Below are 15,289 nucleotides of genomic sequence, written 5' to 3' on the forward strand. Positions count from 1 at the left end.
ATTAGGTAATGTCCCAGCCTACACGTGCGGCGCATGAGCAGCACGATCAGAAGACGGCGCCGAGGCGGGCACCGCCAATGCCTCCGCCGACGGCGACCGCGGCCACTACCCGTACAGTCGAATCGATCTGATGTCGGGTAATCGATTTTTTACGCGATCGGTCCGATTCGATCGATTGCGCCAGTTCGATAAACAGCTTCGACAAGTTATCTTTGAAGAGCGGCTGCGAGTGGCGACCTTGCGCAAACAGACGTATCTCTTCTTCGATGCGTATCTTGAATTGCGGCACGATATTATCGAGATGCCCGCTGTCCGCTCCCGAATACGACAGATTGCGCCAGCTCAACGACGAATCCCGTGACGTGACCAACTGATCGATCTCGTGCATCGCGGCATCGGTGCGCGTCTTCAGATCGCTCGTTCGCTTTGCAAAGGACTCCCACTTTGCGGAGAACCCATTGAAGGCAACGACGACTTTCACCTCGGCGCCGACGTCATGGTCGTCGTCGGCGGATGGATTGTTGCCGGCTGCCGTGGGCGCGGATGTTGCGTGGCGCGTCGGTTTGACCGACACCTCGCCGTACAGCTGATTCATATTCGCCGACCATGCGAAATCGACCCACTGTCGGCCCTTCGAACCTGCCAATTCGATCATGTAGTGCGTTGCGCCCACGCCCGTGGGGTTTTGGAAGCCTGCGTCCGTGACGGTTCTCACCTTGGCGTGATTCAGCCCATCGACTGGGGCACCTTTGCTTGGGTCGAAGCGCGTCGCGATAGCTTCATAACGCTCGGGGATACCGCTCGCTTCGCTCTCCGAGAGCGCAACCTTGGGTGCCGCGGGCGGCTTTACCCGATGGAACATCGGCGCGGCGCCTGTCGCAAGGACGAGGGTATCGGCTGCCGTCGGCGCGGGCGCGCTGGCTTTCAAGATGGCCGCGGTATCGGTGCGATTTTTCTTGCCCACGTCTTCCGCCGATACCAGCGAGGGTAGCGCGGCAACCGCGTTCAGCATTGCATTGTTCGCGCTGGCTTCGGTCCACGGCGCTTCGCCGTGGATAGCCGATTGCACCAAGCTAAGTTGATGTGCGCGCGCTGCGTCGGTGCCCGGATCTGCGATGCCGTCATTACAGAGCGAGGCCATGCGTGCGCCAACTGTTTGAGCCGCGTCGTCGTCGCCGCCGGCCAATCGGGCGAGATGGGCGGTACTGGCGGCTTGTGCGGTGTTTGCCGCGTCTGCACCCTCTGCCACAGCCCGCCATGCGGCGGTTGAGGCGCTGAGCGCGGCGGACTGATTGCCAGGCGTTTGGCCGTGTGCGTCGATTAGCGCGGCGACCATTGCGTCGACGCCTGGACCCAGTGTGCGAGTGATCCGCTCGACCTGCGTCGAGAGATCGTGGGCGCGCGCATGCAGCAGCGCAGCTTGGTCAGTTTGCGTGCGAAGCGTGGCACGTAATGCGGCCACATCCCCGGTGGAGTGTATTGGGGCAGGCGATGTGTCGCGCAGCGACGAAGCGTCATCGCGTCGTCCAACAGTCCGCTCACTTGCCGCAGTGGGACGCGGCGTGGAGGACGTTGTGGCGGCGCGGCCTGTACCCCATCCAAACAGACGCGACGTCCATCCTGTATTTTGAGATATTTCGGCGCTGGTACGTCGGGCTGCGGTGGAGAAGCCGGATGTGTCGAGTGGGGGCGTCGCGCCTGCGCGTTCAGCCTGCGCCAGCAGGTCGCGCGTATCCGCAATGTCCTTGTCCAGCGCTGCCGCTTCCCGGCCCAATGTGGCGGCGTGATCCTGCATTTTTGCGATACCGCTGCCGGCAGCACGTTGTGCCACCGCGCGCAATGTGCCCACGTCAGTCACTTTTTCGACAAAGTACTCGCGTGCAAGCGCATGGAGCGCGGACATCTGCGGTCCCTGACCATGCCGGTCGGCCGAGCGCGTCTGCACTAAAGCGTCGGCGTAGCCGTCGAAATTCGCTTCCTGTGCCGTGCGTAGTGCGGTACGAAGTGCGTAGCGCGCGGCCTCCTCCGCGTTGACGGTAGCACTCGGCTCGGACGTCGCACCGCTTCGCGTGGAGCGCGGCGCTTCACGGATGTCGCTTATTGCATCGGCGATATCTGCTGTTTCACCCGACGCGGGCGTTTCAGGGGCGCCAGCTTGCAGCCATTCCGCAGTGCGGAGCAGGTCGATCGTGGCACTTCGGACCTGATCGAAGGGCTGGCCTTGCGCGAGCAGCGTGCCGGCAATCGCGGCCGCTTGGCCATAGGCGGCCGTTGCGTTGTCACCCAGGTCTGTTCGCGCGCTCAACAGCATCAATTCGGATAACGCGGCAGCGTCCGCGACACCGGCGCCTGCGTGAAATGCTGTTAAAGCAGCATGCTGCGCGAGGGTGCGCGTCTGCGCGTCTGGCCAGCGGTGGTTCGCGGCCACGCGATCGAGAAGTTCGCTTACAAAGCGCTCTTCCGCGGGAGAGCCATCGATTGGCGCGACGTCGGCGCCCGGTTTGAGGTTGCCATCGAGCAATCGGTAGCGAATCCCATTCGGTGTGCGTTCGCGTTCTATTACCGCCTGCTTTTGATGCGTCTTCAGGTCATATCCCGAATGCAACGTGACGCCGCATAACTCACGGTTTCCTACTTTACAGATGCTGCCGTCGGGCCGAAGCGCGCTCAGTCGACTGGCATCGTCTGCCGTAAGCCAAGCGGCGGGGTTGGTCGTTGTCGACTTCGCTCCGTAGACAGCCCATTTCCCATCCTCGCGACGATAGAGCGACACGGACTTGTCAGCCGACAGATCGGTCCGCACCGGATGGAATAGCGTCTCCTTTGTCTTGCTTTTTTTGGGACCTTCCTTGAAGCGTTCCAACACGACGAATGACGTATCAGGCCTGGCCGTGCGATCGTCGTCTGCGCTGCGTTCAGTGGCGAGCGGGGCGATGAGAAGGGTGCGGTCTGCCGTCTTGATCAGCTGCAAGCCGCTGGTGTTATGTCGGGTCCTCGCGAAAGGACGGGAGCCTCTGATCTTTTCCCAGGCGTCGGTGGTTTTAGAGACAACCGTGAAATGCGCGCCCCCGTCGAGGTTACGCGCGGCGCGTTTGAACTTCGGGAGCATGTCCTGCAATGGTGAGGACGTTCGCGGGCTGTGAGTCGAAGCGCTGCTTTCTGCACGTCGAGGTAGGGGGCGATCGCCTATCGCATCATCTTGCGTAGTACTTGCCAACCGCCGTGCCGTTAAAGCCGATAGACCCCTCATCGCACCTCCCAAAATAATTCAATCTCTCTTCGAACAACGCGCTTGGCCTGCGTGTGTCGAATGTGAGATGCATGGGTTGGGATTTTTACAGCGCTTCGATAGGGCGTATATTCGGGGTTATCCGTAGGCGAGGCTTGCGAAAATGGTTTTATTTTCAATGGGATAGCGCTTCTTAAATTACGTCTCACGAGAAGCGAAGCGGTGTCGCCAATCCCGAAAAGAACGCCATTAAAAAGTCCATCACCGCCCCGAAACGACATTCACGCCGATGCGATCGGCGAGCGACAACACCGCATCGTAAGTCGATTCGTCACCGAGGAGTGGTGTTGGACCGTCGACGGTTTCCAGGTCACTGGACGCAATGCGATCGCCGAACAGCACGATGGCCTCGGCGCTGTCATCTTGGCGCGACGTCCAGCACATCCCTTGCGCTTCCGGGCATTGCGCGTGAATAGCCTCGGCCCATAGGCGCGTCTTCGGATAACGGTCTTGCTCGGTATCGATCAGTTCCGCGCGGCGCACGCCGAGCTTACGTAAAGCCTTGGTGCGTAGATCGACGAGTTGCAGTGCGTTCAGCGGCAGAAGGCGTGAATGTACGATGCCAATCAACTTCTGTTTGTCGAAGGTCTTGTAGCCCGGCGCAAACGGAATGTCGTGGAAAACGGTCTCCATGGCGGAGCAGTCGAATGTCGCACCGCCGTAGAGTGTGGGAATCACGCTGCCGGCAAGGTCAACGATAGGGCTGAAGCGCGCATTGCCGCGCGCCGTGTCATTGAATTGATTGGGTCGATACGCCTCACGGTGTATTCGATGGAATAGGCGACGCGTCGGCCATGTGAGCAGGCTCGTATGGAGCACGCTAGCGGGGAGCGGTGTGTCAGTGTTCGAGACCAATGCAAGAATCCGCTTCCGGGATCCCTTGGTGTTGCTCTCAACCATGTAGCAGTCCCGCCTTCTCGTCCGCCGCGGCAGCGATTACCTGGTCGGGTTGCGTTGCCAGCACATCCTGAGGGCGCCTGCCGCCCAAGAAACTGTTCGCCGATAGAAACCAGTAGGCGAGGCCCCAACCATCCTTCGAATCACCAAAGACCGCCAGTACTTTGGCGAGCGATTTCAGTGGACGATATCCCGCAGGGACATCGAGTCCATAGCCCGGAAAGTAATCGACGCCGTTGTGCCGGATCGCAAACGTTGCGCCATCGCGCTTCCACTTATTGGGCTGCGCGCTAGGATTGCTTTCGCTGAAGCCCGCGAGTTTCGCGATCTGCACCGCCGTGAGCCAGTCGGCGCTTTCAAGTACCGCTTTACGTGAGCGCGCTACCATCGTCGCTTCTCGCATCAGCGTCGGGGTAGGGGGTGCGCGCGGAACCAACGCGTCTACAAGGGACTCCAAGACCTGTTGATCCTGCTCCGCCAGCTTCGAACGCAGGACATAAGCGACGTTTAGCAGCGTCCCCGCGAGCGCCTCGGCTTCTTGTTCCGTCGCGTCTTCCAGTGCGATCGCCACGACGCGGCTCGCGCGCATACCCGTCAGCTGTCGACGAATGTCGTCGCTAGAACCCGACAAGGTCGAGACGCCAGCCCATTTGACGGAGTCGTGCATGACGTTCATGGCAATCACCAAAGTGGGTGAGATGGGTTAGGTTTTATATATTCTACCCCATCTAACCCGTGCCGCCGCTTTCTTCTGTCTGATTACGCCGCCTGAGCCACCGGCGAGCGTTTACGCGGCGCCGTACGCCCAGCCGTTCCGCCAGCCGGAACAGGTGTCGCCTTGCGCGTCAACGCCGTCTCCGATTTTCCGTGAAAGGTGAAAATCTCCACCGCGTCGCGCAATACGTCGGTCTGCTCGCGGTGATGGCTCGCCGCCGCCGCGACTTCTTCCACCAATGCTGCATTCTGCTGCGTCACTACGTCGAGATCGTCCATCGCGCGCTCCATCTCGTTCAGGTTGCGCTCCTGCTGATGATGCGTCTCGTCGAGTTGTCCGATCACATGGACCGTCTTGCTGAAACTGTCGACGATCGCGTGCATGGATTCGCTGGCCCGCTCGGCCAGCACCGCGCCCGATTGCGCCTGCGAAACCGTCGAACTCACGAGCGTGTCGATCTGCTGCGCCGCATCCTTGCAGCGTTTCGCGAGAGACTGCACTTCGCCTGCCACGACGGCAAAGCTGCGACCATGTTCTCCGGCACGCGCCGCCTCGACCGCGGCATTCAAGGCGAGCAGATTCGTCTGGAACGCGATGCCGTCGATCATCGACGTGATTTCCTTCACCTGCTTCGATGCCGCGGCCACATGCTGCATCGAGGAGATGACATCGTTGATGACGCGTTCGCCTTCCTCCGCGGTACGCGACGCATTGCGTGCTTGCTCCACCGTGTCACGCACATGTTGCTGCGCCTGTTGCGTGATCCCGTGCAAGGCCTGCATCGTCGTGGTCGTGTGATCCAGGTGTACCGCCTGACGCTCGGTACGGTTTGCAAGATCCGAATTGCCGGTCGCAATCTCGCCGACCGCGTGACGTACGCTGCTTGCCTGCGTATGCACATCGTGCACGACCGCCGAAAGATTCACGCGTAACTGCGCCAATGCGCGTTGCATCGCGCTGAATTCGTCCGAATGCGCGGCATTGATCCGCGAGCCGTGATGCACCGACAGGTCGCAGGCGGCAAGCAGATCCGCGTCGCGACGCAGTTCCGCCAGGCGCTGGTGAATGCCTCGGTGCAGCAAGTAACCGGAGAGTCCCGCCGTGGCGAACGCGGCGAGCCAGTGGAACCAAGGCATCGGCGTGCCGGTGGACGCGACATAACGATCCGCCAGAAAGCTGATGGCCATCGGCGCGGCGAGGGCGACGGCGATGCGCGCGGCAAGCGTCGGCCGGCGCAGTGTCTCGATCCGCCCGCGCCACCCGGTACGTATCAGCCGACCCTCATGGAGTGCATAGCCGGAACGGCCTCCCGGGTTGCTCGCGCTTGACGCGACCTTGCCGCTATCGGCCGTCCCAGAACCGGAAGCCGGTGCAGCGGCGGCATCGACGCGTCGATTGCGGTTCTCGACAGCCACCAAAGCGGCATAAGCAGGCGCCGCCGCGCTGATTTCCTCCGCCGAGGGTTTGGTGCGCACCGACAGATAACCCGATACCGCGCCGCGCTCGACGATCGGCGTCACATTTGCGCGCACCCAGTAATAGTCGCCATTGCGGCGCCGATTCTTGACCAGAGCGGTCCAAGGCTTGCCGGCGCGCAGTGTCGCCCACATATCGGCGAAGGCAGCGGCCGGCATGTCGGGATGACGCACAAGGTTATGGGGCTGTCCAATCAGCTGGTCGCGATCAAAACCCGAGACCTTGATAAATCCCGGATTGCAATATCGGATAACGCCCTTCAGATCGGTGACCGATACCAGCTGTTCGGAGGCGGGGAAGTCGAATTGGTGCTGGGTGACGGGTTGGTTCAGTCTCATCTTGGCTATCCTGCGCATCGGGGTCATATGCTTGCCGCGGTTCAGCCGGCAAGCTTCAGGACCGATGGTGGCAGTGGCGAATCGCCAAGACTTTGCGCTGGATCAAGCTTTGTCCAAGCGCCCTGCGTCAGACTGACGCACGTTGGGTGGGCGCATCGGATTGTCAGGAATTCGGCAAGAAGTGCAGGACCACTTCGCGCCGATGGGGCGCGTGACGATGTTCGAATAAATAGACGCCTTGCCAGGTTCCCAGCACCATTCGCCCTTGATCCACCGGTATCGACAGATGCACTTGGGTCAGCGCGGTGCGCAAATGGGCCGGCATATCGTCCGGGCCTTCGGCGTCGTGTTCGTAAAGCGTCCGCGATTCCGGCGCGATGCGCGCGAAAAACGCCTCCAAATCGACGCGCACCGAAGGGTCCGCGTTTTCCTGTATCAGTAAAGACGCCGAGGTGTGACGACAAAACACCGTCAACAAGCCGTCACCGGCAGGCTGCGTGTCCATGAAACGGCGCAGCTGACTGGTTATCTCGACGAGTCCGGTGCCGCGCGTCGGCACATCTATGCGCGCGATCGGACGGGCGGGTGCGCTACCTCGCTCGGTCGGATGCTGCGCCGAAAAGGCATTATCGTGTCGCGAGGCCATAAAAAACTCCTCAGATATCTTAAATACGCCGAATTCGCTGGGAAAAGCTAAACGCGGCCGCCGCCACGCCGGTTGTCGTTACGGTCCCGCAAGCGGCGACGTGTCCGCCAGATGGCCGTGCCGATCGCGACCACGATGATCAGCAGTGCGCCATTGCGCAGCAGGCTGCCCGTCGATGGCCGATTATCCTGGCTTCCCGAGAGCGCGTTGCGCTCCGCGGTCGGTAGCGTGCTCGGATCCGAGGCCGTCGCTGCGCTCCCGGCCGTAGCGCTCGCGGCGCTAGCGACCGTCGCACCGCTCGCCGTACCATCGGGCGATACCGGCACCAGATTATTCGTCATCTGGGTCGGCGCACCGAACTGGGTTTGCGCGGCGCTGGGCGGCGCGTTGGGGTCCTGCGTCGGGGGCGGCGGTTGATCGGTCGCAGCGGGCATCGATGCCGCATTCGAAACCGCGCCATTACCGCCGACGGCTTGCATTCCCGCCGCATCGGTTTGCGCGCGATTCAACGCGGCGGCGTGCGTTTGCCAGTCGGCGATGACTTTTTCAACGCAGCCGACATCGGCGCAGGCATCGCGCCGCGCGCGGAAATCGGCAACCTGCCCTTGCGACAGCACGCCGGAGGCGGCCATCCGCTGCTGCTGCGCATAGAGTTCGTCATATTCATGACCGACGATCGTGTAATCGCAGACCACCCGCTGACCGGGCACGCGGGCGGTGCTGCAGTCGATATCGGTCGCGGCGTGCGCCGTAGCGCTCAGCCCCAGTACAGCCAGAAACATCCACAGCCTGGTTCGTTGTTGCAGCACGGCAAAATCCAACAAAGAAAAAGGGAGTCTTTCACGATAGCCGATTTGCGGGGGAATTGCTGGCCATACCGACCGTCCCTTGCCTCGGCATTCTGGGAAAGGCAGGCGCATCTAAAAATGTGTAATGTGGATATCTAAAAAATCCGTTATACAATGGCCCGCCAGCTTTCGGGCGTGGTTGTGTTGACACCGCTACGCCCGGTTAAAGCGAAATCGCAGTATGTAACACAGCGCGTCGACAGCGTGCGACGCGTGACCTTGAGACAGGCGGCCCCAGGAGCCCACTTTGCAAGCCAATAAAAGCCTTGAACAATTTCTGTCCACTGAAGAAGAGAACATCCTCCGGGATTGGGTGGCGGTGCAAACGGCGGCCGGTGCCCAACGTGGCTTGATCGCCGAGTCGGAACTGAAAGAGACGAGCCGTACCTTTCTTTCCCTGTTCACGAAGGCCGTCACGCGTGACTACGACGCATCGCTGACCGGTGAAAACTGGGATGCCATCAAGTCGCATCTCGTAACATTGTCCGGACAAAGGGCGACCCTAGGGTTTACCCCCTCCGAGACGGCGATGTTCGTTTTCTCGTTGAAGGAGCCGTTGTTCAAGGCGCTGCGGGCCCGCGTGACCGAGGCCGACGTCCTCACCGACGCGCTCTGGAAGTTGACGGTGACGCTGGACAAGCTCGGTCTGCTGACGGTGGAGGCCTACCAGGCCACACGTCAGCGGATCATCGAGCGTCAACAACAGGAATTGCTGGACCTGACGACGCCGGTCGTGCGTCTGTGGGAGTCGGTTGTTGCCTTGCCGCTGATCGGCACGCTGGACAGCGAGCGCACGCAAGTCGTGATGGAGAGTTTGCTTGAGTCGATCGTCTCGAACGAAGCCGCCATTGCGATTATCGACATCACCGGCGTGCCGACCGTCGATACTCTCGTCGCGCAACATTTGCTGAAGACCGTGGCTGCGGCGCACCTGATGGGCGCCGAGTGCATCATCAGCGGCATTCGCCCGCAGATCGCCCAGACCATCGTGCATCTGGGAGTGGACCTGGGTAATGTGGTGACGAAGGCCACATTGGAAGATGCGCTGAAGCTGGCATTGAAGCGTGTGGGCATGAATATCGTGCGCGAACAGCGCGTGGAAGCCCGATAGCCCCATGGAAAAGATTCCTGTTCTGCGCCTTGGCGATTTCCTGCTTGTGTCCATCCAGGTGGAACTGCATGACGAGCTCGCGCTTTCCCTGCAGGACGATCTTGCGTCGCAAATTACGCGACACAAGGCAAAAGGTGTGTTGATCGACATCTCGGCACTTGAGATCGTCGATTCATTTATCGGGCGGATTCTGGGCCATATCGCTGCCATGTCGAAAATCATGGATGCAGCGACGGTATTGGTCGGGATGCGACCGGCGGTAGCCATTACGCTGGTCGAACTGGGAATGCCGCTGACGGGTATCTCGACGGCGTTGAATATCGACAAAGGAATGGCACTTCTTCGTTCCCGCGTTGGCGACGCGGGAGACCCGTCATCGTCACCTTAAATAAGGTCAAGGTCGATATTCAATCGGCGGAACAAGCCAGCGCCGCACGGAGGGTCGTCCAGGATTGGGCCACCAAGCTCGCGTTCAGCGCCATCGACAAAACCAAATTCGTGACGGCCGCGTCTGAGTTGGCGCGGAATACCTTTGTGCACGGTGGCGGCGGTTACATGGAATTGTCGGAACTCAATATCGACGGGCGGCCCGGTCTTCAGGCCGTGTTTCACGATACCGGTAAGGGGATTCCGAGCATCGATCAGGCGCTTTCGGACGGCTTCAGCACGTCGAAGAGTCTCGGACTGGGGTTGGGGGGCGCGAAGCGTCTCGTCAACGAGTTCTCCATTCAATCGGAGGTCGGTGTCGGTACTACAGTGAGCATTACGCAGTGGAAACGAAGGTAATAGTCGACGACGCCACGGGCGTCGCCGATGCGCGTCGACAGGCCGCCAAGATGGCCGAGTGGGTAGGGTTGCCGGACAGATTGCACGGTGAAGTGACCTTGGTCGTGTCCGAAGCAGCCAGCAATATCCTGAAGTACGCGCAGCGCGGCGAGATATTGCTGCGCCGAACCGTGCATTCCGGTGCGACCACCTCGTTGGAGATGATCGCGTTGGATAAAGGGCCGGGCATTCGCAATATCGCCGAGGCGATGCGCGATGGGCATTCCACCGGCGGCAGTCTTGGCGCCGGCTTAGGGACGATGCAGCGCCGTGCCTCGTTTTTCGATATTTATTCGGTGCCGGATCAAGGCACTGCGGTATTGGCGCAATTTTCGGCAGCACGTGGCGAAACGCCGGCGAGTACCGCCTACGGTGGTGCCGCGCGATCGGGCGCACCCGTGTCGCTGACGGCGGCACCGAGTCCGCAATCATTGACCGCTCCGTCCACGCCTTCCGCGATGGCCGCGCAGGCCCTCCCAGGATTTCTGGTGGGCGCACGTTCGACACCGCGTGCCGGACAGGATATGTGCGGTGATGCGTGGGCAGTGGTGCAACGCGACGATGCGTTGTGGGTAGCGGTGCTGGATGGTCTGGGTCATGGCCCGCTCGCGCATCACGCATCGAATCAGGGGATCGATTATCTGAGAGTATCGAATGCCTATCAGACGCCGGACGGTCTGGCCGAGCAGCTGCACAAAACCCTGCGTGGAACGCGGGGCGCGGTCGTAGGTCTGGCGAAGATCTCCAGGAGTGGATCGGTGCTGGACTTTACTGGCGTCGGCAACATCATCGCTGGCGTATTCCGGCAGGACAGCATCACGCGGCTGTTGTCCACCGATGGTACCGTGGGTTACATGATGCATCGTATCCGACCGACGCAGTCCGAATGGCGTTCGGGCAGTGTTTATATTGCCAGTACGGATGGCCTGTCGACGAGGTGGAACCTCAGCGCGCATCCGAACTTACTGCAACATCACCCCAGTTTGATCGCGGCGGTCCTACACCGCGACTTTGCGCGCGATAACGACGACGCCACGGTGGTGGTTGTGAAAGGGGTGTAGATCATGCGTCATCGTATCGTTTCCGTGCAGATTGCGTCGATCCTGAGCCTGGTATCCATCCGGGATCGATCGCGCCAGATCGCCGAGCTGTTTGGCCTAGAGGAAATCCAGCGCACGCGCTTCACCACCGCTATCTCGGAGATAGCGCGTAATGCCATTCAGTATGCGAAAGGCGGCACACTGACGTTCTATGTGGGCGATGCGACGAATCAAAAGAGCACGCAATGCGTCAGCGCCGAGATCAGCGATAAGGGGCCGGGAATGGACGCGGCCGCGGTGATGGACAATGCGCGCCACATGACGTCGAGGGGGGGCGGTGTCGGCATTCCCGGTACACGGCGGCTCGTCGACGATTTCTCGATCGAATCGGTCATCGGCAATGGCACGCGGGTCGGCATTGAAATGTATCTGCCCCGCGACACGCCTATTTTCAGCGTCGCGCAGATCAACGACATCGTCGCGCAAATGGCGCGCAAGAAGCCGCAGACGCCGATCGAAGCAATCGAGCAGCAAAACCATGAAATGCTGCGCACCCTCGATGAATTGCGGGCGAGCAAAGCCGAACTGGAAGCAGCCGACGATCGCAAGAACGAATTCCTCGCGATGCTGGCGCACGAGCTGCGTAATCCCTTGGCGGCCATCAGCCTCGCGCTGGAGCTAGGCGCAAAGACCGGCGACGCGGAAGACGCGTTTTCCGTCATCGGTCGCCAAACAACGCATTTGACGCGGATGGTCGCCGATTTGCTCGACGTCTCCCGTGTCACGCGCGGCAAGGTGGATTTGCGTACGGAAGTAGCGGACTTGAACGTCATTCTGGCCGGTGCGATCGAAATGACCCATCCGGAAGTCGAAAACCGGGGTCACAAGGTCCGCTTCACGCCGACACCCGCACCGGTGATCGTGCGTGCCGACGTTGCGCGGATGAAGCAGGTTTTCGGCAATATCCTGCACAATGCGGCGCGCTATACGCCGCAGCCCGACACAATCACTGTCACGCTCACCGAGCGCGACAGTGCGGCTATCGTCACCGTCGAAGACAACGGCATCGGCATCACGCCGCAGATGCTGCCGCGTGTTTTTGAGTTGTTTGCGCAGGAGTTCAACGGTGTCGGGCGACAGGACGCGGGACTAGGGATCGGTTTAACCCTGGTGCAGCGGCTGGTGTCGGATCACAGCGGCGCCGTATCGGCGTATAGCGCGGGCACGGGAAAGGGCAGCCGTTTCACGGTCGAGCTGCCGATCGTGAACGAGAAGTTGCCGAAAGTGGAGATGCCAGAAAGCGTGCCGCCGTTACCGACGGGCCTGACCGTCATGCTCGTCGATGACAATCAGGATGCGGTGAATGCGATGGCAGCGTTGCTGGAACTCGAAGGCTGTACCTGCCTTACCGCTTTCGATGGTCGATCGGCGCTGGCGTTGAGCGCGAAGCATGCGGCGCAGGTCTATATAATCGATATCGGTCTACCTGATATGACCGGTTTCGATCTCTCCTCGGCGTTGCGTCGGGTGTCCTCAAGCGACGCGAACGCGCCGACGCGTGCGACGCATATCGCGCTCAGCGGCTATTCCTCGAAAGAATTCCATGTGAAGGCCGACGAGGTCGGATTCGATCATTATTTCTCGAAACCGCTGCCGATCGACGGCCTTCTGTCGATCCTGACTTCTCTCTAGACGCTCATCAGCTGCGACGGCATACTGCCAGAAATAAATAACTAATCAGAGGCGCCGAATGAGCATTAAATTGCTCTTTCGGTGTTTTTGCACCGCTGATTCAGCAATTTTTTGCGCGCACACCGACGTACCATTTTCGCATTGCACTAAAAACCCATGCGAAGGACGCGTACGATGTCACCGAAGCCCGTATATCTGGATTATGCCGCCACCACGCCGGTGGATCCGGAGATCATTCCCGCCTTGATCGCCTGTCTCGGGCCGGACGGGGTGTTCGGCAATCCGGCTTCGAATTCGCATAGCAGCGGCAATCGCGCCAAAGTCGTCGTCGAACAGGCGCGGGCAGACGTGGCAGCGTTGATCGGCGCTGCTTCCAGCGACATCGTCTGGACGTCGGGCGCAACCGAATCCAACAATCTAGCCCTGAAGGGCTTTGCCGATCGCGCCTTGGCGGCGGGCAAGCCCTGCCACATCATCACCAGCTGTCTCGAACACAAGGCCATTCTCGATACGGTCGGGCATCTGGCAACGCAAGGCATCGACGTGACCGTGGTTGCGCCGGACGCAAACGGCGCGATCACGGCCGATATCATTGCAAAAGCGATGCGCCCGCACACCGGCCTGGTGTCGGTCATGATCGTCAACAACGAGGTCGGCACGCTGACCGATGTTGCAGCCATCGGGGCAGTGGCGCACGCCGGCGGCGCTTTGCTTCACGTCGATGCGGCGCAAGGCCTGGGCAAGGTCGATATCGACGTCGTACGCGACGGCATCGACTTACTGTCGATGTCCGCGCATAAGATCTATGGCCCGAAAGGTATCGGCGCCCTCTACGTTCGTGCAGCCATCAAGGCGCAGATCGGCGCGCAAATGCATGGCGGCGGCCACGAACAGGGATTGCGTTCGGGTACGCTTGCGACGCACCAGATCGTGGGCATGGGCAGCGCCTGCGTCGTTGCGCAGCGACGTCTGCTTGACGATCACGCTCACATCACCGCGCTGAACAAGCAGCTTCTCGACGCGCTGGCGGACGTGCCTGCGATTCGCCGTAATGGTGCGATGGCGGCATGTATTCCGAACATCGTGAACCTCTGTATCGATCTTCCTGGCTTTATGCCGATGCTGCTGGGAGGGGACGTTGAAGTATCGAGTACCTCGGCATGTAATTCGGCATCCGGTGCGGTTTCGCATGTTTTGACGGGGATCGGCCTGAGCGCCGAGCAAGCCTCGCGTTCGGTACGGATCAGCCTGGGCCGTTTCACGACGTCAGCCGACATCGATCGTGCCGTGCAATGCCTGCGCAATGCCTTGGCGTTTTGCGCGCCGCTCACCGTGTAGCGCCTAAGGGCTGTCGGTCGTGCTAAGCGGCACGGGTACCGCGGCTGCCGCGCGGAGCGAGGCGGCCGACGTCACGTTGATGTCCTCGTGAATGGTTTTGAACATAAACGTGAAGAGGGGATGGCGTGCTTCCCCCCATGCCCGCTCGGACTCTCTGACCTCGAGATACATCGCGCGAAGCGGTAACGTGCCGCTGTGCGGCATCGACCGATAGTCTGCTGCGGGATCGATGTCCATGAATGTCATTTGCTTGTACATTCGATAGAGCGAGCGAGCAGAGGTGATGACCATGAAATCGACCTCTTGCTGTACGCAATGCAGATAGAAGGCCTTGAACAGCGCGGTTCTGACCGCCGGGCCTAATGGGTGAGGCATGATGCCGAGGCGCGTCGCTTCGGCAAGACGACGCCCGGCAATCCCGGACGGCAGTGCGGTGTATTTCTCCAGCGGCAATGGCAAGAAGGCATTCGTGTGAATGCGCATTGAGCCGAGCGTGCGCGCATCCGTTTTAGACCGCGCGATGAGCACCAGCGATCCTGCGATGGAATCCTCGATTTCGGCATTCTGAAGGAGCGTTCCGACTTCTGGGTTGTGTCGCGCATAAGCCGCCTGACGCACTGCCAATGCGCTGTGTAATAAGGATTCCGTTTCGGCGACTTCTATCGTGAACGGCAGCGGTTCGATTGCTATGTCCGTGATATTCATTTTATCTCGATATTTAGAATGACTTATTAAAAGCGAGCATGCATTTGCTTGGTAAAACGTCATGCGGCGCGGTTCCGGTGCGGGATGGCGGTGTAGTAAAAATCGGCGAAGCCCGCGAGCGAGAGGCGTGTATTACCTAGGCAAATGGCGAAAGCCAACAATGCTCAGCGCGGCGGGGGATAGCGGTTGGCGTGACAGGGGGGCAAGCCGTTTTTCCGACACTGCTTGGCAGGTCGCCGGGAAGGCCCGGTTTGTGTGTGGCGTCGGCAGTCGCGCCGGCGCGACGAATTCTCAGGATTCCAAGCGCGCCCTATCATTTCCGGATTTGGATATGGGAAAATGCGCGCTGGTTCCCTTTCCCTTCCGTCC

The 15,289-nt window shown here is 60.6% G+C and carries 12 protein-coding genes and 1 pseudogene; 6 read left to right on the top strand and 7 right to left on the bottom strand.

What is annotated here, in order from left to right:
• Positions 1-46: 46 nt before the first annotated feature.
• The 6 genes from ABEG21_RS22535 to ABEG21_RS22560 all read right to left on the bottom strand — a co-directional run bounded on the left by ABEG21_RS22535 (position 47) and on the right by ABEG21_RS22560 (position 8,143).
• On the bottom strand, positions 47-3,109 hold the full coding sequence (locus ABEG21_RS22535; RefSeq protein WP_347558794.1) for a hypothetical protein: 3,063 nt from the start codon (positions 3,107-3,109) through the stop codon (positions 47-49).
• 381 nt (positions 3,110-3,490) lie between these two features.
• A complete protein-coding gene (locus tag ABEG21_RS22540) occupies positions 3,491-4,189 on the bottom strand; it encodes an RES family NAD+ phosphorylase (RefSeq protein ID WP_347558795.1) in 699 nt (232 codons plus the stop codon).
• Complete coding sequence (locus ABEG21_RS22545) at positions 4,182-4,862, bottom strand: hypothetical protein (protein WP_347558796.1); 681 nt, start codon at positions 4,860-4,862, stop codon at positions 4,182-4,184. Before ABEG21_RS22545 ends, ABEG21_RS22540 begins: the two co-directional genes overlap by 8 nt.
• Positions 4,863-4,945: 83 nt before the next feature.
• On the bottom strand, positions 4,946-6,715 hold the full coding sequence (locus ABEG21_RS22550) for a methyl-accepting chemotaxis protein (RefSeq protein ID WP_347558797.1): 1,770 nt from the start codon (positions 6,713-6,715) through the stop codon (positions 4,946-4,948).
• Between the two features lie 163 nt (positions 6,716-6,878).
• Positions 6,879-7,361, bottom strand: coding sequence for a secondary thiamine-phosphate synthase enzyme YjbQ (locus ABEG21_RS22555; RefSeq protein WP_347558798.1), 483 nt, complete (start codon positions 7,359-7,361; stop codon positions 6,879-6,881).
• A gap of 47 nt (positions 7,362-7,408) precedes the next feature.
• On the bottom strand, positions 7,409-8,143 hold the full coding sequence (locus ABEG21_RS22560) for a hypothetical protein (RefSeq protein WP_347558799.1): 735 nt from the start codon (positions 8,141-8,143) through the stop codon (positions 7,409-7,411).
• Between the two features lie 313 nt (positions 8,144-8,456).
• Between ABEG21_RS22560 and ABEG21_RS22565 the strand changes: the two genes are divergently transcribed.
• The 6 genes and pseudogenes from ABEG21_RS22565 to ABEG21_RS22590 form a co-directional block, all read left to right on the top strand.
• Positions 8,457-9,320: an STAS domain-containing protein gene (locus ABEG21_RS22565; RefSeq protein WP_347558800.1), complete on the top strand. Its 864-nt coding sequence runs from the start codon at positions 8,457-8,459 to the stop codon at positions 9,318-9,320.
• Positions 9,321-9,324: 4 nt separating this feature from the next.
• Complete coding sequence (locus ABEG21_RS22570) at positions 9,325-9,708, top strand: STAS domain-containing protein (RefSeq protein WP_347558801.1); 384 nt, start codon at positions 9,325-9,327, stop codon at positions 9,706-9,708.
• A gap of 17 nt (positions 9,709-9,725) precedes the next feature.
• Entirely contained in the window at positions 9,726-10,106 is a 381-nt protein-coding gene (locus tag ABEG21_RS22575) for an anti-sigma regulatory factor (RefSeq protein ID WP_347559067.1), read from the top strand.
• Positions 10,091-11,206: an ATP-binding SpoIIE family protein phosphatase gene (locus ABEG21_RS22580; RefSeq protein ID WP_347558802.1), complete on the top strand. Its 1,116-nt coding sequence runs from the start codon at positions 10,091-10,093 to the stop codon at positions 11,204-11,206. Before ABEG21_RS22575 ends, ABEG21_RS22580 begins: the two co-directional genes overlap by 16 nt.
• Before the next feature lie 3 nt (positions 11,207-11,209).
• Positions 11,210-12,877: an ATP-binding protein gene (locus tag ABEG21_RS22585; RefSeq protein ID WP_347558803.1), complete on the top strand. Its 1,668-nt coding sequence runs from the start codon at positions 11,210-11,212 to the stop codon at positions 12,875-12,877.
• A 174-nt stretch (positions 12,878-13,051) separates the two neighbouring features.
• Positions 13,052-14,173 (top strand): annotated as a pseudogene (locus ABEG21_RS22590) (aminotransferase class V-fold PLP-dependent enzyme); the annotation flags it as partial.
• A gap of 45 nt (positions 14,174-14,218) precedes the next feature.
• Here the strand turns inward: ABEG21_RS22590 and ABEG21_RS22595 are convergent.
• Entirely contained in the window at positions 14,219-14,983 is a 765-nt protein-coding gene (locus ABEG21_RS22595; protein WP_347558804.1) for a hypothetical protein, read from the bottom strand.
• Positions 14,984-15,289 lie beyond the last annotated feature (306 nt).

It is taken from the genome of Robbsia sp. KACC 23696 (assembly GCF_039852015.1).
Taxonomy (GTDB): Bacteria; Pseudomonadota; Gammaproteobacteria; order Burkholderiales; family Burkholderiaceae; genus Robbsia.